This is a genomic window from Pseudomonas sp. MF08831, from assembly GCF_059862645.1.
This window is the reverse complement of the sequence record NZ_JCBCUX010000004.1, coordinates 119,802-141,066: the sequence shown is the minus strand read 5'-3', so window position 1 is coordinate 141,066 and position 21,265 is coordinate 119,802. Positions and strand designations below refer to the sequence as shown.

Genomic DNA, 21,265 nt, shown 5'->3' with positions numbered 1-21,265 from the left:
GCGCGTAACACGGGCCCGCGACAATGGGCAAAACCGGCTTTAATCCAGCGCCGGCGCCACAAAAGTCTCGCGGGAGAACTCACCGGCATGACGCGAGACCCACTCCCGAGCCATGGCTTCGAGTTGCGCAGGCGTCGGCTCGGCGTCTTCATGCAAGCGGCAGTAGCGTTCGATCTGGCACACTTGCTCGCCCATTCGCGCACCGAACAATGCGTGCTCATCGGTAAAAGAGATGCCGATGCGATAGCCTTTTTCGAGCTTGCGACACCAGGCTACATAGCCCGGATAACGGGCGCTGGCGCCCAGGGAAGGGATGCGCAGATCAACCGCCGTGCCCTGGCGCCAGGCACGCGGGCAATTGCAGGCGACGCCGCCCAGGCCGATAGTGTGCAGGCGTTGGCGGGGAATGGCGGGAGCGGGGCGTTGGATTAACTCGACAGCGACATCATCAGGGTGAGGTAAAAAACGACCCATGTACACGGACTCCGAGCACCGTCCAGTTGACGGCGGTGGCAGCAGTATAGTGAAGGAACTGGAATTGACCGACCTGGATATTGACCAGCAACTGCTGGGATTGCCAGGTATTTCGCTGGTGGTATTTACCAGTGTCGGTTGTTCCAGTTGCCGCTGGGCACGTCAGCAGCTGCCGGGCTGGCGTTTGCCGGTCGACCGCGTGTGCTGGGTGGATGCCGGGCACAACGGCGGTGCGGTCGAGCGCTATCAGATCTTTCATTTGCCCGCCTTGTTCCTCGTGTGCGAGGGTCAATTCCTTGGGCAGTTACACACCCGTCTTGCACTTGCCGACCTTACCGAGGCAGTGAATCAAGCACTCACCCGCACACCAGAGGATTTGCCATGACCGCAGTTGCATCCCCGTCACCACGCATTGGCATCATCGGCACCGGTGCTATCGGTGGGTTCTACGGCGTGATGCTGGCGCGTGCCGGGTTCGACGTGCACTTCCTGTTGCGCAGCGAATACGCGGCGGTCAGCGAGCACGGCCTGCACCTCAACAGTACGCTGCATGGCAAGTTGCACCTGCACCCGGTGCAGGCCTACGCCCGCGCTGCGGATATGCCGGCGTGCGACTGGCTGCTGGTGGGCACCAAATCCACCGGCAATGTGGACCTCGCGCCGACCATCGCCCAGGTCGCTGCCCCGGACGCCAGGGTGGTGCTGTTGCAAAATGGCCTCGACGTCGAGGACAGCCTGCGCGAACACCTGCCGCCGTCGCTGCACTTGCTGGGTGGCCTGTGCTACATCGGCGTGCACCGCTCTGCGCCGGGCGTCGTCGAGCATCAGGCCTTGGGCCGGGTCAATCTTGGTTACCACAGCGGCACCGCGGCCAACGATGAATCGCGTCAGCGGGCGATTGTCGAAGAGGGCGCCGCGCTGTTTCACCAGGCCGGTATCGAGTCCCAGGCCATGGCCAATGTGCACCAGGCCCGCTGGCACAAGCTGGTGTGGAATGTGCCGTATAACGGCCTCTCCGTGTTGCTGGGCACTGGCACCACCGCGCTGATGGCCGATGAATCGAGCCGCGAGTTGATCCAGGCATTGATGGCTGAAGTGGTCAAAGGCGCGCACGCCTGCGGCCATGAAATCCCTGCCAGTTACGCCGAGCAGATGTTCGCCATGACCGAAACCATGGACGACTACCTGCCCAGCATGTATCACGACCATGTGCACAAACGTCCGCTGGAATTGGCGGCGATCTACGCCCGGCCATTGGCCGCGGCAAAAGCGGCGGGCTGCGAATTGCCACGCATGCAGGCGCTATACCAGGCCTTGAGTTTTATTGATCGGCACAACCGCTGATTCGGGGGAAACACCATGGCGAAGGGATTGGGCGACAAACTGGTGCTGGCGATTTCGTCGCGCGCACTGTTCGACCTGAGTGACAGTCACAAGGTCTACCTGGCCGAAGGGGTAGAGGCTTATCGCAAGTACCAGATCGAGCACGAGGAAGAAACCCTCGAGCCCGGCGACGCCTTCCCTTTGGTCAAGAAGCTCTTGAGCCTCAACGCCAGCCTGGGCCGTGCCCGCGTCGAAGTGGTGCTGGTGTCGCGCAACAGTGCCGACACCGGCTTGCGCGTGTTCAATTCGATCCAGCATTACGGCCTGGATATTTCCCGCGCCGCGTTCGTCGGCGGGCGCAGTCCCTATCCTTACCTGGCCGCATTTGGTTGCCACCTGTTTCTGTCGACCCATCCCGACGATGTGCGCAGTGCACTGGATGCCGGCTTTGCCGCGGCGACAATTCTGTCGGGCGGCCCGCATCGGGCCTCAAGTGAAGAATTGCGGATTGCGTTCGACGGTGATGCGGTGCTGTTTTCCGATGAGTCCGAGCGTGTCTATCAGTCAGGCGGGCTGGAGGCATTTCTGGCCAGCGAGCGCGAGTCGGCGCGCCAGCCGTTGCACGGTGGTCCGTTCAAGGGGTTCCTGGCGGCGCTTAACGTGTTGCAGAGCGAGTTCGCAGATGAGGCGTGCCCGATTCGCACAGCGTTGGTCACCGCGCGTTCGGCGCCGTCCCACGAGCGGGTGATTCGCACCCTGCGCGAATGGGATATCCGCTTGGACGAGTCGTTGTTCCTCGGTGGCCTGGAGAAGTCCGCGTTTCTGGAGGCGTTCGCCGCCGATGTGTTTTTCGATGACCAGGCCGGTCATTGCGAGAAGGCCAGGGAAGTAGTGGCCACCGGGCATGTGCCCCATGGCATCAGCAATGAGTTGAAAATCCACACCGAGAGCTGAGCCCCAGTCCCGCAGGCGCTGCTAAGCTCATTCAATCCCCGCCATCCTGGCCGTCCAGGAGGTTCTATGATTCGTTCGATGCTGTACGCCACGGACCTCGGTCTGTATGCGCCCTATGTCATGCAGCATGCGCTGGCACTGGCCCGAACGTTCAAGGCGGATTTGTATGTGATTCATGTGGTCGAGCCGATCGGGCTGTTCGCCGAATCGGTGCTGCAAAGCTACCTGGATGAGAAAGCCCTGAGCGAATGGCAGAGCCAGGGGCTGACCACGGTGATGGCAACCATCGAGCAGCGGGTGCTGGACAGTTTTCGCGAGGAGCTCGGGGAAGGGGAGCAGGACCTGAAATTGATTCGCTCGGTGCGCGTGATCCAGGGGGACCCGTGCGAGGTCATTCTCGACCAGCTGCAAAAACTTTCCGTCGACTTGTTGATCGTAGGAAGTCACAGCCACGCAACGGCCGCTGCCACGCCGCTTGGGCGCACGGCCGCCAGGGTGCTGCAGTTGGCGACAGTGCCGGTTTATATGGTGCCGTCGCTGCAGCGCCGACGCAGTGACGATGCCTGATCGGTAAAAACGATAAAAAGTTCTAGATTTATGCATCTTACCTTTAATATAGTTATATACCGTCGCTGATACCCGTGGCGTCTATCTGCTTTGAGGGACACATATGAAGCTTCAACAACTGCGCTACATCTGGGAAGTGGCGCACCACGACCTCAACGTTTCCGCTACCGCTCAAAGCCTTTACACCTCGCAACCCGGTATCAGCAAGCAGATCCGCCTGCTCGAAGACGAGCTGGGCGTCGAAGTGTTCGCGCGCAGCGGCAAGCACTTGACCCGCGTCACCCCGGCCGGCGAGCGCATCATCACCACCGCCGGCGAGATCCTGCGTAAAGTCGAAAGCATCAAGCAGATCGCCCAGGAATTCTCCAACGAGAAAAAAGGCACCCTGTCGATCGCCACCACGCACACCCAGGCGCGTTATGCCTTGCCGCCGGTGATCCGCGATTTCATCAAGCAATACCCGGACGTCGCCCTGCACATGCACCAGGGTTCGCCGATGCAGATCGCCGAGATGGCCGCTGACGGCACCGTCGATTTCGCCATCGCCACCGAAGCCCTCGAGCTGTTCGGCGACCTGGTGATGATGCCGTGCTACCGCTGGAACCGTTGCGTGGTCGTGCCCCAGGGTCACCCATTGGCCAAGCTGCCAAAGTTGACCCTCGAAGCCCTGGCCGAATACCCGATCGTGACGTACGTGTTCGGTTTCACCGGCCGCTCCAAGCTCGACGAAGCCTTCAGCCATCGCGGCCTTACGCCGAAAGTAGTGTTTACCGCAGCCGACGCCGACGTGATCAAGACTTACGTCCGACTAGGCCTGGGCGTGGGTATCGTGGCCAAGATGGCGGTCGATACCAACCTCGACAAAGACCTGGTGGTGCTCGACGCCAGCGAGCTGTTCGAGTCCAGCGTGACCAAGATCGGTTTCCGTCGTGGCACGTTCCTGCGTGGCTTCATGTGCGATTTCATCGAGAAATTCGCGCCGCACCTGACCCGCGAAGTCATGGCCAAGGCGATCCAGTGCCACAACAAGCAAGAACTGGAAGAGCTGTTTGACGGCGTAGAACTGCCCGTCCACTGAGTGGCTTATCGGGCCTCGGTAACCGTGAAGTGTTGCCGGGCGCCCGCCACCAGAATCTCCACCTCATCCCCTTCGAACTTGCCCAGCAGGCTTTTGCCCAGCGGCGAGCGTAGGGTGATGACGGTCACCGGTTGCCCCACCACGTCGACCTTCAAGCCCGCCGCATCCGGCGCCAGAAACAGCCACTGCTGGCGACCGTTCTCGTCTTCCAAACCCAGCAGCGCACCGACTTCTATGCCGCGTTGATCATCGTAAGCACGCAACTGCAGGTTCTGGCACAGCGCGAGCGATTGCTTGATTTCTTCGACGCGCTTGGCTTGCCCGGCCGCGAGGTAAGACGCTTCCAGCCCCAGCGTGTCGTACTTGTTCTCGGCGATGTTCTCTTCGTGGGTCGCGGTCTCGTAGGCGGTCTGCGCGGCGCGCTGGGCAATGTCGAGGTCGACGGTGAGTTTTTCCAGGATCAACTGGAGGACGGCGTGCTTATTCATGGGCATCAATCGCAGAATTGCAGGACATTCGCCTTGCTCTTTTCATTGGGCGCGTTCTGGTCCTGTTGCAGCCAGAACTGGCATTTGGGGTTGGACAGGTTGCGCGCGTTGTTGCGCGCCTGGTCCAGGGTTTGCTGTTGTTCCTGCTTGCGAAGGTTTTCCTGATACTGCTCGAACATACGGTTCGGCGGTTCTGGCGCAACAACGGTGGCGGGCTTGCCCAGTTGCTGAACGGCCTGAGCCACCGGCGCCAGGCTTTGCGGGAACACGTAGCGCGACGCCAGCCAGGTGGTCAGCACAATGGCAATAAAGCCCAGCCACAGGCCGAACGCCACGGCGATACTGAGCTTGAACAGCGACAACGAACGATCAGACATAGTGGCCTCCTGGCGGGCATTTGCGGCGTGGCGGCGATTGTCGCACAGCCACTGTGCAGAATAATCGCGATCAAGCCTTCTGCATCGACGCATTTATGCGGACAATCGAGCCTTTGAGTGTTGGAGCCCGGAATGAAAGCCCGCTGGGATATTTTTTGCAGCGTCGTCGACAACTACGGCGACATTGGCGTGACCTGGCGCCTGGCCCGGCAACTGGTGGTGGAGCACGCCTGCGACGTGCGCTTGTGGGTCGATGACTTGCGTGCTTTTGAACGCATGTGCCCAGAGATTGATGTGCAACTGAACCCGCAATGGCAGGAAGGCGTAGAGGTGTGCCATTGGCCGGCACAATGGCGCGACACGCCTTGCGCCGATGTAGTGATCGCAGCCTTTGCCTGCCAGCTGCCCCCTGAGTACATGGAAGCCATGGCCGCGCGCGACCGCACGCCGTTGTGGATGAACCTGGACTACCTCAGCGCTGAAGACTGGGTGGTGGGTTGCCATCGCCTGCCGTCGGTGAAGTTCAAGGGCGTGCAGAAGTATTTCTTCTTTCCTGGCTTTCGGCCGGGCACTGGCGGGCTTTTACGCGAAGGCGGCTTGCTGGAGCAGCGTCAGGCTTTTCAAGAGGATCGCGCCGCGCAGCGGCAATTCCTGCAAGCGCTGGGCGTATTTCCGGCAGATGGCGCGCGTTTGATGTCGCTGTTCGCCTACGAAAACGCCGGGCTCGCCCGTTGGCTGGACGTGCTGGCGACGGACGGGCGTGCCACTCATCTGTTGGTGCCCGAAGGGCGCATCCTTGGCGATGTGCAGCGCTGGCTCGGCGTGGAAGGCCTTGCGGTGGGGGCGGTGCATCAGCGCGATGCCCTGACGGTGCAAGTGTTGCCGTTCGTACGCCAGGAGCAATATGACCGCCTGCTGTGGTGCTGCGACTTCAACGCCGTGCGCGGCGAAGACTCGTTCGTACGCGCCCAATGGGCCGGGCGGCCGATGCTGTGGCACATCTATCGCCAGGACGAAGACATCCATCTGGACAAGCTTGATGCCTTCCTGCAGCTGTACACCGGGGCCTTGTCGCCCGCCGCCAAGGCAGCGGTGGTCGCCCTTTGGCAAGCCTGGAACGCTGATGGCGATATGGCACAACCGTGGAAAATGCTGCTGGAGCACTGGCCAGAGGTGAGTCAGAACGCCCAGGCGTGGTGTCTGGAACAAGGCTTGCAGGCTGATCTTGCGACGGCGCTGGTACAGTTTTATGAAAGTTGGATATGATACGCGACCTTGATTTTTGTAAATCCCATCCAAATTTCGGATATACGCAATGAAAACTGGTAAAGAACTGAAACCCGGTACAGTGATCCGTCTCGAAAACGACCCTTGGCTGGTTCAGAAAGCTGAGTTCACCAAGTCTGGTCGTAACAGCGCAATCATGAAGACCAAGCTGAAGAACCTGCTGACCGGTTACAAGACCGAGATCGTTTACAGCGCCGACGACAAACTGGACGACGTGATCCTCGACCGCAAAGAAGCGACCCTGTCCTTCATCAGCGGCGACACCTACACGTTCATGGACACCACCGACTACACCATGTACGAGCTGAACGCTGAAGATATCGAAGCTGTTCTGCCGTTCGTGGAAGAAGGCATGGAAGACGTCTGCGAAGCGATCTTCTTCGAAGACCGCCTTGTTTCCGTAGAGCTGCCGACCACTATCGTGCGTAAAGTTGCCTACACCGAAGGTTCCGCTCGCGGCGACACGTCGGGCAAGGTCATGAAGCCTGCCAAACTGGCTAACGGTACCGAGCTGCAAGTGGCTGATTTCATCGAAATCGACGACCTGATCGAGATCGACACCCGTGAAGGTGGTTCGTACAAAGGTCGCGCCAAGAAGTAATTCTGGCCCCGCCGATACGAAAAAAGCCCGACCTTGAGTCGGGCTTTTTCATGGGCGCCTGTTTACTTCAGGTGTTGCTTGAGCTCTTGCGAGGCCTGCAGCAAGGCTGAACGGACTCCCGGCACCTGGCTGACCACGTTGAGTAAACCGTAGTCGTGGATCATGCCGTTGTAGCGCACGGCGGTCACCGGTACACCGGCCTGGTCCAGCTTGCGTGCGTAGGCTTCACCTTCGTCACGCAGCACATCGGCGCCAGCGGTCTGGATCAGCGCAGGCGGCAAGCCCTTGAGTTGATCCGTGGTGGCCCGCAGCGGCGACGCGTAGATCTGCGCGCGCTGATTGGCGTCGGTGGTGTAGTTGTCCCAGAACCACTTCATCATGTTTCGGGTGAGGAAGTGCCCCTCGGCAAATTGGTTGTAGGAACCGGTGTCGAAGTTGGCGTCGGTCACCGGCCACAGCAACAGTTGGAACTTGATTGCCGGTGTGCCTTTGTCCTTGGCCATCAGGCTGACGACTGCCGCCATATTGCCGCCGACGCTGTTGCCTGCGACCGCCAGGCGCTTGCCGTCGACATTGATCTCCTTGCCGTGCTCGGCCACCCATTGGGTCGCGCCGTAGGCCTGGTTGATCGCCACCGGGTAATGCGCTTCCGGCGAAGGCGTGTAGTTGACGAACACCGCCACTGCGCCGGAACCCACCACCAGATCGCGCACCAGTCGCTCGTGGGTTGGGTAATCGCCCAGCACCCAGCCGCCACCGTGGAAGAACATAAACACTGGCAATGCGCCTTTGACCCCGGCTGGCCGCACGATGGTCAGGTCCAGCGGCTTGCCATCAACCTGAATGGTTTTCTGACTCACATCGGCGCTGGGCAGCGTCAACTTCACACCCGCCTGGGCGCCGGTCAGCACGGCCCGCGCGTCTTTGGGCGTCAACTGTTCCATTGGCTGACCGGTGCCTGCGTTGAGCACATCCAGGAAGGCCTGGGTGGTGTGCTCAACGTCGCCGGGGGCGGCGAACGCGGTGTTGATCGACAGCGCGAGCAGGGTACCGGTGAGGGCTTTACCCATTGTGTTCATGTGCTTCTCCAGTGGCGGCAAAGGGCGTCAGACAGTCACGTGCAGGCGTACATCGACATTGCCGCGGGTGGCGTTGGAGTACGGGCAGACTTGGTGAGCCGCGTCGACCAGGCTTTGCGCGTCATCCTGCGCCAGGCCCGGCAGGCTCACGTGCAGGTCGATGTCCAGGCCGAAACCGCCGGGGATTTGACCGATGCCGACGTGGGCCGTAATCGAAGCGTCATCCGGGATTTTGCGTTTGGTCTGACTGGCGACGAACTTCAGTGCGCCGATGAAGCAGGCCGAGTAGCCGGCCGCGAACAGCTGTTCAGGGTTGGTGGCTTGGCCGCCAGCGCCGCCCAGCTCTTTGGGCGTGGAGAGTTTGACGTCGAGGATGTTGTCGCTGGAAACAGCACGACCATCACGGCCGCCGGTGGCGGTGGCTACTGCGGTATAGAGAGTTTGCATGGTGTCGTCCTCTTGGGTTTTTAGCGCTAAATGTTTGTGCGCTAAGTAGTTGGTGGGGCGAATGTATAGCGCTAATGTTTAGCGCGCAAGATAAATTTACAAAAATATTTCCCGGACATTATTTTCTGGGGCAACCCCAAACAAATGTGGGAGCTGGCTTGCCTGCGATTGCGCAGTGTCAGCCACTGTATTCATGACTGATGTACCGCGATCGCAGGCAAGCCAGCTCCCACCTTTTTACTGCGTGAATGCCTTTAAATTGCGTCTTGCAGATTGCCCCGCAAGGCAATCAAGTCACTTTGCAACTTGCGCAACTGCTCCAGCTGTAACCCGCTGGCGCCGAGGATGCACTGCGGGATGCCCATGGCTTTTTCCTGCAACGCGCGGCCTGCCGGGGTCAATTCCACCACCACCACACGTTCATCTTCGCGGCTGCGGGTCCGGCTGAGCAGGCCTTCGGCTTCCAGCCGCTTGAGCAGCGGCGTCAGCGAACCCGGATCGGTCAGCAGGCGAGTGCTGATTTCGCCGACGGTCAAGCCATCTTCTTCCCACAGCACCATCATCGCCAGGTACTGCGGATAGGTCAGGCCGAGGGCTTGCAGCAGCGGCTTGTAGACCTTGGTCATCAGCAATGAAGTGGAGTGCAGGGCGAAACACAGCTGGTTATCCAGCATGAGGGATTCGCAGGGGGCGGGATTTTTGCGCATGACAGTGCCTCGAAAAAGCGTATATGGGCTGGAATCTAGCGATCAAACCTTTAATGCGCCAGATAATTCTGCCTGTGGGGTCAGACCAGGCCGCTTTGTAATGCCAGATCCCAGGGCGGTACTGGGCTGAAGCGGGACTTGAGGTATTCCAGCAGCAGGCGGCTGCGTGCATTGGCCTGCTGTTCCAGACGCAGCGCGTAAATGCCGGTGGTTTCCGGGCTGGGCAGGCCGTTTTCGCAAAACAGCGGTAATAACTCACCGCGCACCAGGTATTCACTGGCCAGCCACGTCGGCAAGTGCGCGATGCCCAGCCCGGCGAGCGCGCCGCACAGCAGTGCTTCGGCATTATTGGCACTCAGGCGGATGCGTTGCGGGCGATAGGTGGCGCGGCGCCCGTCCAGCTCGAAGCGCCAGGCGAACATCGGCGCCAGGCCGTCCCAGTCGAGGCCATCGTGCTCGCTCAGCTCCCGAGGATGAGTCGGCGTGCCACGTCTTTTGAGGTAAGCCGGGCTGGCGCAGGCGATGCGCACGATGCTGGCCAATGGCGTGGCGATCAAGCGGGTGTCGACGATGTGCCCGGCGCGCAGCACCAGGTCGACCTTGCCCAAGTGCGCGCCCTGCATGTCGACAAAGCTGTCGATCAAATGCAGGTGCACATCCAGCCCCGGATACACGTTCAGAAAGTCGGCAATCACCGGCGCCAAGTGCCGTCTGCCGAAGGCTGCCGGCGCGTCCACGCGGATCAGGCCCTCCGGCGCGTGGCTCAACGACACCGCCTCGGCCCGGGCCAGCTGCAACTCGCTGACAATCCGTCGCGCCCGTTCGGCAAACGCCAGGCCTGCCGGGGTTGGCACCACGGCATGGGTGCTGCGCTGAAACAAGCGGCTGCCGACCGAGCTTTCCAGGCTGTCAATGCGCCGAGCCACTGCTGAAGGGGTCAGCGGATGGCGGCGAGCGGCGGCGGAAAAACTGCCGGTTTCCAGTACATCAAGAAACAGGCTCAGTTGATCGGTCAAGGTATTGGGGTTCATGAATAGGCGCTTATGCGAGTTCGGCACAGCCATTGTGCGTTGCTGTGCGTTTCCACGCCACAGGCGACTGCGTAGCATGCGTCGCCTGGGGCTTTTGGAGTGATGCGCGGTGTTGGATTTAGCGATGTACCTGGTATTGGGCGCAGCCCTGGGCACGGTCGGCGGGCTGTTCGGCATCGGCGGCGGGCTGATTGCCATCCCGGTGTTGGGCGTGTTGTTTGGGCTGGATCAACAGCTCGCCCAAGGCACTGCGCTGGTGATGGTGGTGCCCAATGTGATGCTGGCGCTTTGGCGTTATCACCAGCGTAACCGTATCGAATTGCGCCACGCGTTGCCGTTGGGCGTCATGGGTTTCTGCTTTGCCTGGCTGGGTTCGATCTGGGCGGTGGGTTTGGACGCCGGCGCGATGCGCATCGGTTTTATTGCATTCCTGCTGACGCTCTCCGCTTACAACCTGCTGCGCATGTTCACTCGCAATGCGCCGCCGACTGCGCAGATGCGTTATTCCTGGCCTTGGCTCGGCGTGCTCGGCGCCGCCTCGGGTTCCATGGGCGGCTTGTTTGGCGTGGGTGGCGCAGTGGTGGCGACGCCGGTGCTGACCAGCCTTTTTGGCACCACCCAAGTGGTCGCTCAAGGCCTGTCGCTGGCGTTGGCGCTGCCCAGCACCAGCGTGACCCTGGTCACCTACGCCTGGCATCAGGAGGTGGATTGGATGATCGGCGTGCCGTTGGCGGTCGGTGGCCTGCTCAGTATCAGTTGGGGGGTAAAAGTCGCCCACGCGCTGCCCGAACGGGTATTGCGCGGCCTGTTCTGCGGCTTTCTGGCGGTGTGCGCGGTGATGCTGACGTTTAAAGTCTGAAGCCTTCGAGGATGTACTCGGCCAGGCATTCGGTGATGGGCGAGGCCATCGCCGGGTTGCGCAGCAGGCGCAGGCTCATCGACGGCAGAGGCGGAAAGCCTTCATCGCTGCCCAGGATCCGTAAGTCGTCGGTCACCAGGCCTTCCATGCTGACCATCACCGCCAGCCCCGAGCCGACCACGGCTTGAATCGCCGCGACGTTGGAGCTGTGGTACGCCAAGCGATAGTCGATGCCGGCAGCATCCAGCGCGGCGCGGGTCCATTGGGTGCAAAAGCTGTCGACGCCGGAAATCGCCAGGGGCAGGGTCTCGTGCTCATCCACGCAGAAGCATGGCGCCGCCACCCAGACCATGCGCTCACTGCGCAGCAATTCGCCGATTTCATTGCCGGGCTCGCGGCTGATCACGGTCAGCGCCAGGTCGCGCCGCTGCATCAACACCGCTGACGACTCGCAGTGCATTTCGATCTGGATCAGCGGGTAGGCCTTGGAAAACCGTTTGAGAATCCCCGGCAGGAAACGCATCACGTAATCGTCCGGTGTGCCGATGCGCACCAGCCCGACCATGTGAGGTTCGCGCAGGGTGTTGAACACCTCACTGTGCAGCTTCAGGATGCGCCGTGCATAACCCAGCAACACCTGGCCTTCCGCCGTCAGCCGTACCTGACGACCGTCACGCTCGAACAGCTTGCGCTGCAGCACGTCTTCTTCGAGGCGCTTCATCTGCATGCTCACCGCCGACTGTGTGCGATTGACCAGTTCACCGGCGCGGGTAAAGCCGCCCTGATCGGCGATGGCGACGAAGGTGCGCAGCACTTCGGTATCGATGCTTGGGTAGCCGGGCAATTGATCAATCTCCGAGATGTATTACATAAGAAACATTCGTTGGATTGATCATAGTGCCAGGCACACACTCTCGTCATCCCCATTGGAGGGCGAGAAGATGAAAGGTCAGAAAGGTTTTGTGTTGATGACGAAACGTCCGTTTTCCGGATTTTTTCAGCGGGTTGCCCGTTGGCAGGCACTGCACCATGAGCGTCAGGCGCTGGCGAGGTTGAGCGACGATGCGCTCAAGGACATCGGGCTTAATCGGGGCGATGTGGAGCAGGACAGTCACCTGCATTTCTGGCAAGACCCGCTGCGAAAGTAATCTGCAATGCAGTAGGGTAGTCGGCGAGCCCACACGGAGAGACTCATGCCCGCCGACCTGTCTTTTTCACTCAAGCACGCTCGACGCATGGCGCTGGCGGCCCAGGGTTTTTCCGGGCGCCAGGCGCCGGCACTGATCAAGGCCTCGCACCTCAATCGTTTGATCGAGCGCTTGGGTGTGCTGCAGATCGATTCGGTCAATGCCGTGGTGCGCTCGCATTACCTGCCGCTGTTTTCCCGCCTTGGCCAGTACTCCCCGCTGATCCTCGAACAAGCTGCCTGGAGCCAGGGGCGGCGGCGCTCGCTCTTCGAGTATTGGGGCCATGAGGCCTCGTTGCTGCCCATGGCGCTGTACCCGTTGATGCGCTGGCGCATGGAGCGGGCCAGGCAGGGCCAGGGGATTTATGCGCAAATGGCGCGGTTCGGGCGCGAGCAGCAAGCCACTGTTCAGCGCGTGCTGCAGACCGTCGAGCAACAGGGCGCGGTGGGTGCTGGCAGCTTGTCCACCCGTGAGGAGCGCGCCGGCCCGTGGTGGGATTGGAGTGATGAAAAGCACGCACTGGAATGGTTGTTTGCCGCGGGGTTGGTCACGGTGGCGGGGCGGCGTGGGTTTGAGCGGCTCTATGACTTGCCCGAGCGCGTCATCCCTGCCGACATCCTTCTGGCCACGGTGAGCGAGGCCGAGGCCCAGCGCGGTTTGCTGTTGCACAGCGCGACTGCCTTGGGCGTCGGTACCGAAAAAGATCTGCGCGATTATTTCCGCCTGGACCCTGCCGACAGCCGTGGCCGCTTGGCCGAGCTGGTCGAGGATGGGCTATTGCGGATGTGTGAGGTGCAGGGCTGGAAGCAACCGGCGTACTGCCTGCCGGAACCGAAGGTGCCGCGCAAGGTACCGGCCAGCGCCTTGTTGTCGCCGTTCGACTCGCTGATCTGGGAACGCAGCCGCACCGAGCGATTGTTTGATTTTCGCTACCGTCTGGAGATCTACACCCCGCAAGACAAGCGGGTGTACGGCTATTACGTGCTGCCGTTTTTGCACAATGAGCGGATCGCCGCGCGTGTCGACCTGCGCGCCGAACGCGCCCATGGGCGGCTCGCCGTGCATGCAGTGCACGAAGAAGAGCCGGGGCTGGACGAGGAGGGGATGCAGGCGTTGGCCTTGAACCTGCGGCAGATGGCTGATTGGCTGGGGCTGGAACAGGTCCAGCTCAACTGCCAGCGGCCAAGTGCCGCCCGCTTAAGAGTGGCAATGCTGCAAACCTGAGGGGTGGAAAGCTTTTCAGCTGAATCGGGCCTGTTGTGGCGAGCGGGCTTGCCCCGCGTTGGGTGGCGAAGCCGCCCCAGTACGGCCGCTGCGGTATGCCTGGGCGGGTGGGGTGGGTGGTTTTGGGGCTGCTTCGCAGCCCAACGCGGGGCAAGCCCGCTCGCCACAACAGGCCCACTCACCCAAGTCTCAGCGTTTGACCTGTTTCAAAGTCTCGGCAATCAAAAACGCCAATTCCAGCGACTGATCGGCATTCATCCGCGGGTCGCAGTGGGTGTGATAGCGGTCCGACAAGCCATCTTCGGTGATCGGCCGCGCGCCGCCGATGCATTCGGTGACGTTCTGCCCGGTCATTTCGATGTGAATCCCGCCGGCATACGAGCCTTCGGCTTGATGCACCTGGAAGAACTCTTTCACCTCGCCCAGAATCTGCGCAAAGTCGCGGGTCTTGTAGCCGCTGCTGGCCTTGATGGTGTTGCCATGCATCGGGTCCGAGCTCCACAGCACCTGCTTGCCCTCGCGCTGCACGGCGCGGATCAGGTTGGGCAGGTGGTCGCCCACCTTGCCGGCACCCATGCGCGCGATCAGGTTGAGGCGGCCGGGGTCGTTGTCCGGGTTAAGAATGTCGATCAGGCGGATCAAGTCGTCGGGGTTCATGCTCGGGCCGACCTTCACGCCAATCGGGTTGTTCACCCCGCGCAGGAATTCGACGTGGGCGCCGTCCAGCTGACGGGTGCGGTCGCCGATCCAGAGCATGTGCGCCGAGCAGTCGTAGTAGTCGTTGGTCAGGCTGTCGCGGCGCACGAAGGCTTGCTCGTAGTTGAGCAGCAGCGCTTCGTGGGCGGTGAAGAAGCTGGTTTCGCGCAGTTGCGGCGAGCTGTCCATGCCGCAGGCGCGCATGAAGGCCAGGGTTTCGTCGATACGGTCGGCCAGTTGGCTGTATTTTTCGGCCAGTGCGGAGTTGGCAATGAAGTCCAGGTTCCACTTGTGCACTTGATGCAGGTCGGCAAATCCGCCCTGGGCAAACGCGCGCAGCAAATTCAGCGTGGCGGTGGACTGGTGGTAAGACTGCAGCAGACGGTCCGGGTCCGGCACGCGGCTTTTTTCGTCAAAGCCGATGCCATTGACGATGTCGCCACGGTAGGCGGGCAGGGTGACGCCGTCGATGGTTTCATCGTTGGCCGAGCGCGGCTTGGCGAACTGGCCGGCCATGCGCCCGACTTTCACCACCGGGCAGCCGGCGGCGAAGGTCATCACGATTGCCATCTGCAGCAGCACCTTGAAGGTGTCGCGGATCTTTGCCGCAGAGAACTCGGCAAAGCTTTCGGCGCAGTCACCGCCCTGCAGCAGGAACGCGCGGCCCTGGGTCACTTCGGCAAACAGACGGCGCAACTCGCGGGCTTCCCCGGCAAACACCAGCGGCGGGTAGCTGGCCAGGTTCTGCTCCACTTGCAGCAAGTGCGCAGCGTCCGGGTACTGGGGTTGTTGCTGGATCGGCAGGGCGCGCCAGCTGTCGGGGCTCCAGGGTTGGCTCATCGTGAACTCGATTGGTTGATTGACGGTGGGGCGCCAATGTTATCAGCAATTAGTGCGTGACCTGTTGCCGCCGGTTGGCCGACAATCGCGCCTTTGCCGTGCGGTAAACCCTTTAGGAGTAGTGATGACCGAGGAGCGTGTCGAGCGCCTGCTGGCCGAAGTCCATGATGACTTCGGCATGATCCGCGTGCTTGAAGTGGCCGATTACCGCTTTCTCGAGTTTGGCGACGCCATCGAGCAAAGCTGCGTATTCACCGCCGACCCGAGTTGGCTGGAGTACGACTACACCCGCGCGATGCTGATTGGCGCGTTGTGCCACGAGCAACCGGAGAGTGCGCTGTTCCTCGGGCTGGGCGCCGGCACGCTGACCCAGGCGTGCCTCAAGTTCCTGCCGCTGGAAGACGTCGAGGCCATTGAGCTGCGCCCGGATGTGCCGCGCCTGGCCATTGAGTACCTGGGGCTGGATGACGATCCGCGCCTGTACATCCGCATTGGCGACGCGTTGCAGTTGCTCGATAGCGCCGAATCGGCCGACCTGATTTTCGTCGACCTCTACACCGATGTCGGCCCGGGCGTGGGGCACCTGGCCTGGACCTTCCTGGAAAACTGCCAGAAGAAACTCAACCCCGGCGGCTGGCTGGTCATCAACCAGTGGGCAACCGATGATGGCAAGCCACTGGGTGCGGCGTTGTTGCGCGGGTTGTATCACCGGCATTACTGGGAGCTGCCGGTGAAGGAGGGCAATGTGATTCTGCTGGTGCCTTCGGAGCTGGATCAGGCACTGGACCTGGGTGCGCTGACGGCGCGTGCCGACGCTTTGGCGCCGCGGTTGGGGTACTCGTTGCAGGCGTTGATCAAGGCTATTCGGCCGGCAACGTAGTTGCCTGTTCTGGCCTCTTCGCGAGCAAGCCCGCTCCCACATTCGACCGCATTCCATAAGATGTCCGCGTACAAATGTGGGAGCGGGCTTGCCCGCGATGAGGCCGACACTGTCCACTCAAATCCCCTTGAACACCCCCGGGCGCTTCTCAACCATCGCCCGCACGCCCTCTTTGGCATCTTCACTGTTGAGCAGCTTTTCCACCAACGGCTGCAACCCTGCCGCCGCGACCGCTTCACCTTGCATGCGCGCCTGGCGGGCCGACGTCAGCGTCGCCTGCACGCCCAGTGGCGCCTGGCGCGCGATGCGGTTGGCAAGTTCGATGGCGCGGGGCAGCAAGTCTTCGCTGGCCATCACTTCCTGCACCAAGCCCAGCCTGAGCGCCTCGTGTGCATCAAATTCATCGCCGGTGAGCAACCAGCGCATGGCGTTGCCCCAGCCGGCCACCTGATGAAAACGTAAGGTCGCGCCGCCAAACGGAAAGATTCCACGCTGGACTTCCATTTGCGCAAAGCGCGTGTTGCTCGCGCAAATATTGATATCGGCTGCCAGCATCAACTCGATGCCGATGGTCAGGCAATAGCCCTGGGCCGCGACGATCACCGGTTTGCTGACCCGCGGCCCGGCGAACACACCCCATGGATCGCAGCCACCCAGTGGCGGTTGCCAGCCTCCGGACATCACGCCGCTGACATTGGCCAGGTCCAGCCCGGCGGTGAAGTGGTCGCCGTGGGCAAACACCACGGCCACTCGCGCCTCGTCGTTTCGATCAAATTCACCATAGGCCAGGCTCAGCTCATTGAGCAGATCCAGATCAAAGGCATTGCGCTTGGCCACTCGGTCCAGACCCAACAGCAGGACATGGCCCTGTAACTCACGGCTGACGCGACTGCTGCTGGCTTGATTCATCGGGTGTGCCCTCAGGGCTTGGGTGGGTTTCAGACCAAAGGTCTTGATGGGCAGGTGAACCGTTTAAGCGTTATGACCAACAGGGCCGGGCCTTTGAAAAATAGACCCTGGCGCGGCGATCCGCAAAGCCTTTGATGCAGCGCGGTTTATCGGCGCTTTGCGATAAAAAAAGCTCCCTTTTTCAGCTATTTCCGGTATAGTGCGCGCCGGCCTTTAACCGGGCCGCGTTTAGGTAGCGCAATTCCCCGAAGTCAGCTTCGGCTGCACGTCCGCACAGCGGACTCTTCCTTGACGAATCTTTTTCATTCATTCGTTTTCGCAAATCCCCGCCGACAAAGCAGCCAGGGCGACTCTTGAGTCTCAACACGGCATGCGCAGCTTTGGAGCATGGGTCTTTGCGGATGCACTTAGAGGCAGACCCATGACCCAGGAAACCGGCGGCTTCGCCGCTTTTAATCTTAACCCGAACATTCTTGCTGCCGTCATCGCGACTGGCTACGAAGAACCTTCGGCTATTCAGCAGCAATCGATCCCGATCATCATGGCCGGCCAAGACATGATTGGCCAAGCGCAAACCGGTACCGGTAAAACCGCCGCGTTCGCCCTGCCAATTCTGCACTGCATCGATCCTGCCAAGCGCGAGCCGCAAGCCCTGATCCTGGCGCCAACCCGTGAGTTGGCGCTGCAAGTAGCAACCGCTTTTGAAACCTACGCCAAGCAAATGCCAGGCGTAACCGTTGTGGCCGTTTACGGCGGCGCGCCTATGGGCCCACAACTTAAAGCAATCCGTAACGGCGCACAGATCGTTGTCGCCACTCCGGGCCGTCTGTGCGACCACCTGCGTCGTGACGAGAAAGTGCTGTCGACCGTGAACCACCTGGTTCTGGACGAAGCTGACGAAATGTTGAAGCTGGGCTTCATGGATGACCTGGAAGTCATCTTCAAGGCGCTGCCACCCACCCGTCAGACCGTATTGTTCTCGGCTACCCTGCCACAGTCGATCCGTGCCATTGCCGAACGCCACTTGCGCGATCCGCAACACGTGAAGATCCAGACCAAGACTCAGACCGTTACCGCGATCGAACAGGCTCACCTGTTGGTTCACGCTGACCAGAAGACCTCGGCTGTATTGAGCCTGCTGGAAGTCGAAGACTTCGACGCCCTGATCATGTTCGTGCGCACCAAGCAAGCGACCCTGGACCTGGCCAGTGCCCTGGAAGCCAAAGGCTACAAAGCCGCTGCGCTGAACGGTGACATCGCCCAGAACCAACGTGAGCGCGTGATCGACTCCCTCAAGGATGGCCGTCTGGACATCGTTGTGGCGACCGACGTTGCTGCCCGTGGCCTCGACGTTCCACGTATCACCCACGTGTTCAACGTTGACATGCCGTACGACCCAGAGTCCTACGTCCACCGTATCGGCCGTACCGGCCGTGCCGGTCGCGAAGGTCGTGCACTGCTGCTGGTGACTCCGCGTGAGCGCCGCATGCTGCAAGTGATCGAGCGTGTAACCGGTCAGAAAGTTGCCGAAGTCCGCCTGCCGGATGCCCAGGCCGTTCTAGATGCTCGCATCAAGAAACTGACCAACAGCCTGTCGCCGCTGGTGGCTGACGCTGAATCGACCCACGGCGATCTGCTGGACCGCCTGACTGCCGATATCGGTTGCACCCCGCGTGCCCTGGCTGCAGCCCTGCTGCGCAAGGCTACCAACGGTCAGGCCCTGACCCTGGCTGCGATCGAAAAAGAACGTCCACTGGTGCCGAACAACGCTCCGCGCGGTGATCGTCCAGAGCGTACTGGCGACCGTCCAGACCGTGGTGATCGTGAGCGTCGTGCTCCGGTTCCATTGGCTGAAGGCCGTGCTCGCTGCCGTACCGCGCTGGGCGCGCGTGATGGCATCGCGGCCAAGAACCTGCTGGGCGCTATCCTCAACGAGGGTGGCCTGGCACGTGAAGCGATCGGTCGTATCCAGGTGCGTGACAGCTTCTCCCTCGTGGAGCTGCCGGAAGACGGTCTGGAAAAACTGCTGGCCAAGCTCAAAGACACACGCGTTGCCGGTAAGCAGCTGAAGCTGCGTCGCTACCGCGAAGATTGATCCGCCTTTGGGCTGATTGATCGCACAAAAAAATCCCCGACTGGTTCGGGGATTTTTTTTGCCTGGATTTGAGGTTTGGACCAGTACTCGATCAAGTCACAAGCGGGCTTGCTCGCGAATGCGGTGGATCAGTCAATATTCCCGGTGACTGACACCCTGCATTCGCGAGCAAGCCCGCTCCCACCTTTAGATCTGTGTTAGCCGAAGCGGTAGATGTCCATCCCGAGCGCACCCATGGTGAACCCCTGGTGCGCCACGCTGAATGCGCCACCCGCGCCCCGCGCAAAATACAGCGGCAACAGGTGCTCTTCACTCGGATGGCTGCGCACGGCATGCGGCGCCTGGCGGCGATAGTCGTGCAAGGCCGCCTCGTCGTTGGCGGCGAGTTTGTCCACTACCCAGTCGCGGAAATCGCGCGCCCAAGGCTCAATGCTCTCAGGTCCGGCCTGCCAGTTCAGCTCGCCCAGGTTATGGGTGATGCTGCCAGAGCCGATCAATAGCACACCTTGTTCGCGCAGGCTGGCCAGCGCATGCCCGACTCGGGTCTGCAGGGCAGGGCCCATGCGGCTGGGCAGCGATACCTGCACCACCGGGATATCGGCTGCCGGATACATCAGTGACAGGGGCACCCAGGTGCCATGGTCGAACGGGCGCTGATCATCGATGCGCGCCTCCAGGCTATCAGCCTTGAGCAGTTCGATTATCTGGGCTGCCAATTGCGGGTCACCGGGTGCGGGGTACTGCACGGCGAACAATTCCCGTGGGAAGCCGCCGAAATCGTGCCAAGTCTCGGGCGCGGCGCTGCCAGTAACGAGCAGGCCCTGGCTTTCCCAGTGCGCCGAGACCACCACAATGGCTGTTGGCCGTGGCAGTTCGGCCGCCAGGCGCTTGAGTGCCGGGCCGCTGGCACCGGGTTGCAGGGCGAGCATGGGCGAACCGTGGGAGATAAACAGGCTGGGGAACATAAAAGGGGTCCTGAGCGTTAATATGGGACCATCTTCAATCAGATCATTGATCTAAATCTAATATAAGTTTTAGCGCTTTTTGATCGAATTTTCAGGGTGATTCCATGGAGCCTAAGTTTTGGCAAGAGCGTTGGGCACGCAACCAGATTGGTTTTCATCTGCCCGAGGTCAACCCCTACCTGCAACGCCACTGGCCAAAACTGGCCTTGGCTGAAGGGGCAAAGGTGTTGGTGCCGCTGTGCGGCAAAAGCCTGGATCTGATGTGGCTGGCAAGCTTGGGGTATCGCGTGTTGGGTGTGGAGCTGTCCGAGCAGGCGGTGGAGGCGTTTTTCAGTGAGCAAGGGCTGATGCCCAGGATCAGCCAGCGTGGCGTGTTCAAGGTGTACCGGGCAGACTTGATCGAGGTGTGGTGCGGCGATTTCTTTGCCTTGGACGCCGAAGCGCTGGCCGATTGCTCCGCGCTTTACGATCGCGCAGCACTGATCGCGTTGCCGCCGTTGATGCGGGCGCAGTACGCCGAGCATCTGAACGCCTTGTTGCGTCCGGGCTGTCAGGGTTTGCTGATCACCCTCGACTACGATCAGACACAAAAGGCCGGGCCGCCGTTTGCCGTCGCTGATGAAGAGGTGAAGCTGTTGCTGGGGGGGCATTGGTCTGTGCAGGTGCTGGAAGAGCAGGACATCCTGGGCGAGAGTTGGAAGTTTGTGCAGGACGGGGTCACGCGGCTGGAAGAGCGGGTTTATCGGGTTACAAAGGGTTGATTGTTGCGCTGGCTGGTTTCTTTCGGGTGATTGAGTGCATATCCGTTGGTGCGGTCACGGCCGCTGGCGGTTGCGCTCTTACGGCGGGTCACTTTTGGCAAACGCCCGGAATGCCGGCCCAGCCAAAAGTAACCAAAAGGTCTTCGCCCCACCACTTGGTGCCTCGCTCCGTTTGAACCCGTGGGCCGCCGGGATGGGCCATCCCTGGCCCAACACGGCTAACCCGGCGTCCTGGCGGGTTAGCCGCGGTTTCAAGCCTGCGTTCGGCCAGCGTGGTTGACGGGGCCTGTCAGCTCAAAGTCAAAAGCAGAGCACGGCGACGTGGTAGCCGACCTGAGTGGTGGAAGCAAAAGCAGATCAACAGCACAGCAACGCACTTCTACCTGATGCACTGAGAACCCAATGTGGGAGCGGGCTTGCTCGCGAAGGCGGTGGG

At 61.2% G+C, this 21,265-nt stretch carries 24 protein-coding genes; 13 read left to right on the top strand and 11 right to left on the bottom strand.

The window, feature by feature from the left end; all coding sequences use genetic code 11:
• Positions 1 to 39: 39 nt before the first annotated feature.
• Positions 40 to 474: a PilZ domain-containing protein gene (locus AC19YS_RS09685; protein ID WP_106576830.1), complete on the bottom strand. Its 435-nt coding sequence runs from the start codon at positions 472 to 474 to the stop codon at positions 40 to 42.
• Between AC19YS_RS09685 and AC19YS_RS09680 the strand changes: the two genes are divergently transcribed.
• The 5 genes from AC19YS_RS09680 (at position 473) to cysB (ending at position 4,396) form a co-directional block, all read left to right on the top strand.
• Positions 473 to 859, top strand: a complete 387-nt coding sequence (locus tag AC19YS_RS09680; RefSeq protein WP_119739477.1) for a YbbN family protein — start codon at positions 473 to 475, stop codon at positions 857 to 859. The two genes, AC19YS_RS09685 and AC19YS_RS09680, sit on opposite strands and share 2 nt — an antisense overlap.
• Positions 856 to 1,818, top strand: a complete 963-nt coding sequence (locus AC19YS_RS09675) for a putative 2-dehydropantoate 2-reductase (RefSeq protein ID WP_106576828.1) — start codon at positions 856 to 858, stop codon at positions 1,816 to 1,818. Before AC19YS_RS09680 ends, AC19YS_RS09675 begins: the two co-directional genes overlap by 4 nt.
• A gap of 15 nt (positions 1,819 to 1,833) precedes the next feature.
• Positions 1,834 to 2,751, top strand: coding sequence for a 5'-nucleotidase (locus AC19YS_RS09670; protein ID WP_106576827.1), 918 nt, complete (start codon positions 1,834 to 1,836; stop codon positions 2,749 to 2,751).
• A gap of 66 nt (positions 2,752 to 2,817) precedes the next feature.
• A complete protein-coding gene (locus AC19YS_RS09665; protein WP_106576826.1) occupies positions 2,818 to 3,318 on the top strand; it encodes a universal stress protein in 501 nt (166 codons plus the stop codon).
• A 103-nt stretch (positions 3,319 to 3,421) separates the two neighbouring features.
• A complete protein-coding gene (gene cysB / locus AC19YS_RS09660; RefSeq protein ID WP_003189876.1) occupies positions 3,422 to 4,396 on the top strand; it encodes an HTH-type transcriptional regulator CysB in 975 nt (324 codons plus the stop codon).
• Positions 4,397 to 4,401: 5 nt separating this feature from the next.
• Here the strand turns inward: cysB and AC19YS_RS09655 are convergent, their stop codons facing one another.
• The gene (locus AC19YS_RS09655) at positions 4,402 to 4,884 is read right to left on the bottom strand and encodes a GreA/GreB family elongation factor (RefSeq protein ID WP_500601565.1); all 483 of its coding nucleotides are present in this window, start codon (positions 4,882 to 4,884) and stop codon (positions 4,402 to 4,404) included.
• Positions 4,885 to 4,889: 5 nt separating this feature from the next.
• Complete coding sequence (locus AC19YS_RS09650; RefSeq protein ID WP_119739479.1) at positions 4,890 to 5,261, bottom strand: hypothetical protein; 372 nt, start codon at positions 5,259 to 5,261, stop codon at positions 4,890 to 4,892.
• Positions 5,262 to 5,393: 132 nt separating this feature from the next.
• On the opposite strand from AC19YS_RS09650, the gene earP reads away from it, so the two are divergent.
• Both earP and AC19YS_RS09640 read left to right on the top strand, forming a co-directional pair.
• Positions 5,394 to 6,527, top strand: a complete 1,134-nt coding sequence (earP, locus tag AC19YS_RS09645) for an elongation factor P maturation arginine rhamnosyltransferase EarP (protein WP_119739481.1) — start codon at positions 5,394 to 5,396, stop codon at positions 6,525 to 6,527.
• A gap of 49 nt (positions 6,528 to 6,576) precedes the next feature.
• The gene (locus AC19YS_RS09640) at positions 6,577 to 7,149 is read left to right on the top strand and encodes an elongation factor P (protein ID WP_003218698.1); all 573 of its coding nucleotides are present in this window, start codon (positions 6,577 to 6,579) and stop codon (positions 7,147 to 7,149) included.
• A 62-nt stretch (positions 7,150 to 7,211) separates the two neighbouring features.
• Here AC19YS_RS09640 and AC19YS_RS09635 read toward each other — a convergent pair whose 3' ends face one another.
• The 4 genes from AC19YS_RS09635 to AC19YS_RS09620 all read right to left on the bottom strand — a co-directional run bounded on the left by AC19YS_RS09635 (position 7,212) and on the right by AC19YS_RS09620 (position 10,413).
• Positions 7,212 to 8,228 carry an alpha/beta hydrolase gene (locus AC19YS_RS09635; protein WP_500601563.1) on the bottom strand — a complete coding sequence of 339 codons (1,017 nt, stop codon included), beginning with the start codon at positions 8,226 to 8,228 and terminating at the stop codon, positions 7,212 to 7,214.
• Between the two features lie 27 nt (positions 8,229 to 8,255).
• Positions 8,256 to 8,675 carry an organic hydroperoxide resistance protein gene (locus AC19YS_RS09630; protein WP_034126737.1) on the bottom strand — a complete coding sequence of 140 codons (420 nt, stop codon included), beginning with the start codon at positions 8,673 to 8,675 and terminating at the stop codon, positions 8,256 to 8,258.
• Positions 8,676 to 8,929: 254 nt separating this feature from the next.
• Positions 8,930 to 9,382, bottom strand: a complete 453-nt coding sequence (locus AC19YS_RS09625; protein ID WP_119739485.1) for a MarR family winged helix-turn-helix transcriptional regulator — start codon at positions 9,380 to 9,382, stop codon at positions 8,930 to 8,932.
• A gap of 80 nt (positions 9,383 to 9,462) precedes the next feature.
• Entirely contained in the window at positions 9,463 to 10,413 is a 951-nt protein-coding gene (locus AC19YS_RS09620; protein ID WP_200623092.1) for a LysR family transcriptional regulator, read from the bottom strand.
• A 109-nt stretch (positions 10,414 to 10,522) separates the two neighbouring features.
• Between AC19YS_RS09620 and AC19YS_RS09615 the strand changes: the two genes are divergently transcribed.
• Positions 10,523 to 11,272 (top strand): sulfite exporter TauE/SafE family protein, encoded by a 750-nt coding sequence (locus tag AC19YS_RS09615; RefSeq protein ID WP_106576820.1) that lies wholly within the window; start codon positions 10,523 to 10,525, stop codon positions 11,270 to 11,272.
• On the opposite strand, the gene AC19YS_RS09610 is transcribed toward AC19YS_RS09615, so the two are convergent.
• Positions 11,262 to 12,116, bottom strand: a complete 855-nt coding sequence (locus AC19YS_RS09610) for a LysR family transcriptional regulator (RefSeq protein WP_200623088.1) — start codon at positions 12,114 to 12,116, stop codon at positions 11,262 to 11,264. The two genes, AC19YS_RS09615 and AC19YS_RS09610, sit on opposite strands and share 11 nt — an antisense overlap.
• Positions 12,117 to 12,213: 97 nt before the next feature.
• Here AC19YS_RS09610 and AC19YS_RS09605 point away from each other — a divergent pair, with 97 nt between their 5' ends.
• Complete coding sequence (locus AC19YS_RS09605; RefSeq protein ID WP_500601559.1) at positions 12,214 to 12,420, top strand: DUF1127 domain-containing protein; 207 nt, start codon at positions 12,214 to 12,216, stop codon at positions 12,418 to 12,420.
• A 45-nt stretch (positions 12,421 to 12,465) separates the two neighbouring features.
• Entirely contained in the window at positions 12,466 to 13,683 is a 1,218-nt protein-coding gene (locus AC19YS_RS09600) for a winged helix-turn-helix domain-containing protein (RefSeq protein ID WP_472526589.1), read from the top strand.
• Positions 13,684 to 13,872: 189 nt separating this feature from the next.
• On the opposite strand, the gene AC19YS_RS09595 is transcribed toward AC19YS_RS09600, so the two are convergent.
• Positions 13,873 to 15,219 (bottom strand): class II 3-deoxy-7-phosphoheptulonate synthase, encoded by a 1,347-nt coding sequence (locus AC19YS_RS09595; protein ID WP_500601557.1) that lies wholly within the window; start codon positions 15,217 to 15,219, stop codon positions 13,873 to 13,875.
• A gap of 124 nt (positions 15,220 to 15,343) precedes the next feature.
• Between AC19YS_RS09595 and AC19YS_RS09590 the strand changes: the two genes are divergently transcribed.
• Positions 15,344 to 16,099, top strand: a complete 756-nt coding sequence (locus AC19YS_RS09590; protein WP_106576816.1) for a spermidine synthase — start codon at positions 15,344 to 15,346, stop codon at positions 16,097 to 16,099.
• Positions 16,100 to 16,216: 117 nt separating this feature from the next.
• Here AC19YS_RS09590 and AC19YS_RS09585 read toward each other — a convergent pair whose 3' ends face one another.
• Positions 16,217 to 17,008, bottom strand: a complete 792-nt coding sequence (locus tag AC19YS_RS09585) for a crotonase/enoyl-CoA hydratase family protein (RefSeq protein WP_106576814.1) — start codon at positions 17,006 to 17,008, stop codon at positions 16,217 to 16,219.
• 421 nt (positions 17,009 to 17,429) lie between these two features.
• Here AC19YS_RS09585 and AC19YS_RS09580 point away from each other — a divergent pair, with 421 nt between their 5' ends.
• Complete coding sequence (locus AC19YS_RS09580; RefSeq protein ID WP_017136163.1) at positions 17,430 to 19,103, top strand: DEAD/DEAH box helicase; 1,674 nt, start codon at positions 17,430 to 17,432, stop codon at positions 19,101 to 19,103.
• 197 nt (positions 19,104 to 19,300) lie between these two features.
• Here AC19YS_RS09580 and AC19YS_RS09575 read toward each other — a convergent pair whose 3' ends face one another.
• Entirely contained in the window at positions 19,301 to 20,068 is a 768-nt protein-coding gene (locus tag AC19YS_RS09575; protein WP_500601554.1) for a DODA-type extradiol aromatic ring-opening family dioxygenase, read from the bottom strand.
• Positions 20,069 to 20,172: 104 nt separating this feature from the next.
• Here AC19YS_RS09575 and AC19YS_RS09570 point away from each other — a divergent pair, with 104 nt between their 5' ends.
• Positions 20,173 to 20,829: a thiopurine S-methyltransferase gene (locus AC19YS_RS09570; RefSeq protein ID WP_106576812.1), complete on the top strand. Its 657-nt coding sequence runs from the start codon at positions 20,173 to 20,175 to the stop codon at positions 20,827 to 20,829.
• Positions 20,830 to 21,265 lie beyond the last annotated feature (436 nt).

Coding starts and splice junctions, on each gene's coding strand:
- AC19YS_RS09595 (WP_500601557.1), bottom strand. CDS start 15,219: ATGAGCCAACCCTGGAGCCCCGACAGCTGGCGCGCCCTGCCGATCCAG.
- earP (WP_119739481.1), top strand. CDS start 5,394: ATGAAAGCCCGCTGGGATATTTTTTGCAGCGTCGTCGACAACTACGGC.
- AC19YS_RS09640 (WP_003218698.1), top strand. CDS start 6,577: ATGAAAACTGGTAAAGAACTGAAACCCGGTACAGTGATCCGTCTCGAA.
- AC19YS_RS09600 (WP_472526589.1), top strand. CDS start 12,466: ATGCCCGCCGACCTGTCTTTTTCACTCAAGCACGCTCGACGCATGGCG.
- AC19YS_RS09625 (WP_119739485.1), bottom strand. CDS start 9,382: ATGCGCAAAAATCCCGCCCCCTGCGAATCCCTCATGCTGGATAACCAG.
- AC19YS_RS09605 (WP_500601559.1), top strand. CDS start 12,214: ATGAAAGGTCAGAAAGGTTTTGTGTTGATGACGAAACGTCCGTTTTCC.
- AC19YS_RS09665 (WP_106576826.1), top strand. CDS start 2,818: ATGATTCGTTCGATGCTGTACGCCACGGACCTCGGTCTGTATGCGCCC.
- AC19YS_RS09655 (WP_500601565.1), bottom strand. CDS start 4,884: ATGAATAAGCACGCCGTCCTCCAGTTGATCCTGGAAAAACTCACCGTC.
- cysB (WP_003189876.1), top strand. CDS start 3,422: ATGAAGCTTCAACAACTGCGCTACATCTGGGAAGTGGCGCACCACGAC.
- AC19YS_RS09580 (WP_017136163.1), top strand. CDS start 17,430: ATGACCCAGGAAACCGGCGGCTTCGCCGCTTTTAATCTTAACCCGAAC.
- AC19YS_RS09685 (WP_106576830.1), bottom strand. CDS start 474: ATGGGTCGTTTTTTACCTCACCCTGATGATGTCGCTGTCGAGTTAATC.
- AC19YS_RS09620 (WP_200623092.1), bottom strand. CDS start 10,413: ATGAACCCCAATACCTTGACCGATCAACTGAGCCTGTTTCTTGATGTA.
- AC19YS_RS09585 (WP_106576814.1), bottom strand. CDS start 17,008: ATGAATCAAGCCAGCAGCAGTCGCGTCAGCCGTGAGTTACAGGGCCAT.
- AC19YS_RS09670 (WP_106576827.1), top strand. CDS start 1,834: ATGGCGAAGGGATTGGGCGACAAACTGGTGCTGGCGATTTCGTCGCGC.
- AC19YS_RS09570 (WP_106576812.1), top strand. CDS start 20,173: ATGGAGCCTAAGTTTTGGCAAGAGCGTTGGGCACGCAACCAGATTGGT.
- AC19YS_RS09630 (WP_034126737.1), bottom strand. CDS start 8,675: ATGCAAACTCTCTATACCGCAGTAGCCACCGCCACCGGCGGCCGTGAT.
- AC19YS_RS09650 (WP_119739479.1), bottom strand. CDS start 5,261: ATGTCTGATCGTTCGTTGTCGCTGTTCAAGCTCAGTATCGCCGTGGCG.
- AC19YS_RS09575 (WP_500601554.1), bottom strand. CDS start 20,068: ATGTTCCCCAGCCTGTTTATCTCCCACGGTTCGCCCATGCTCGCCCTG.
- AC19YS_RS09675 (WP_106576828.1), top strand. CDS start 856: ATGACCGCAGTTGCATCCCCGTCACCACGCATTGGCATCATCGGCACC.
- AC19YS_RS09680 (WP_119739477.1), top strand. CDS start 473: ATGTACACGGACTCCGAGCACCGTCCAGTTGACGGCGGTGGCAGCAGT.
- AC19YS_RS09635 (WP_500601563.1), bottom strand. CDS start 8,228: ATGAACACAATGGGTAAAGCCCTCACCGGTACCCTGCTCGCGCTGTCG.
- AC19YS_RS09590 (WP_106576816.1), top strand. CDS start 15,344: ATGACCGAGGAGCGTGTCGAGCGCCTGCTGGCCGAAGTCCATGATGAC.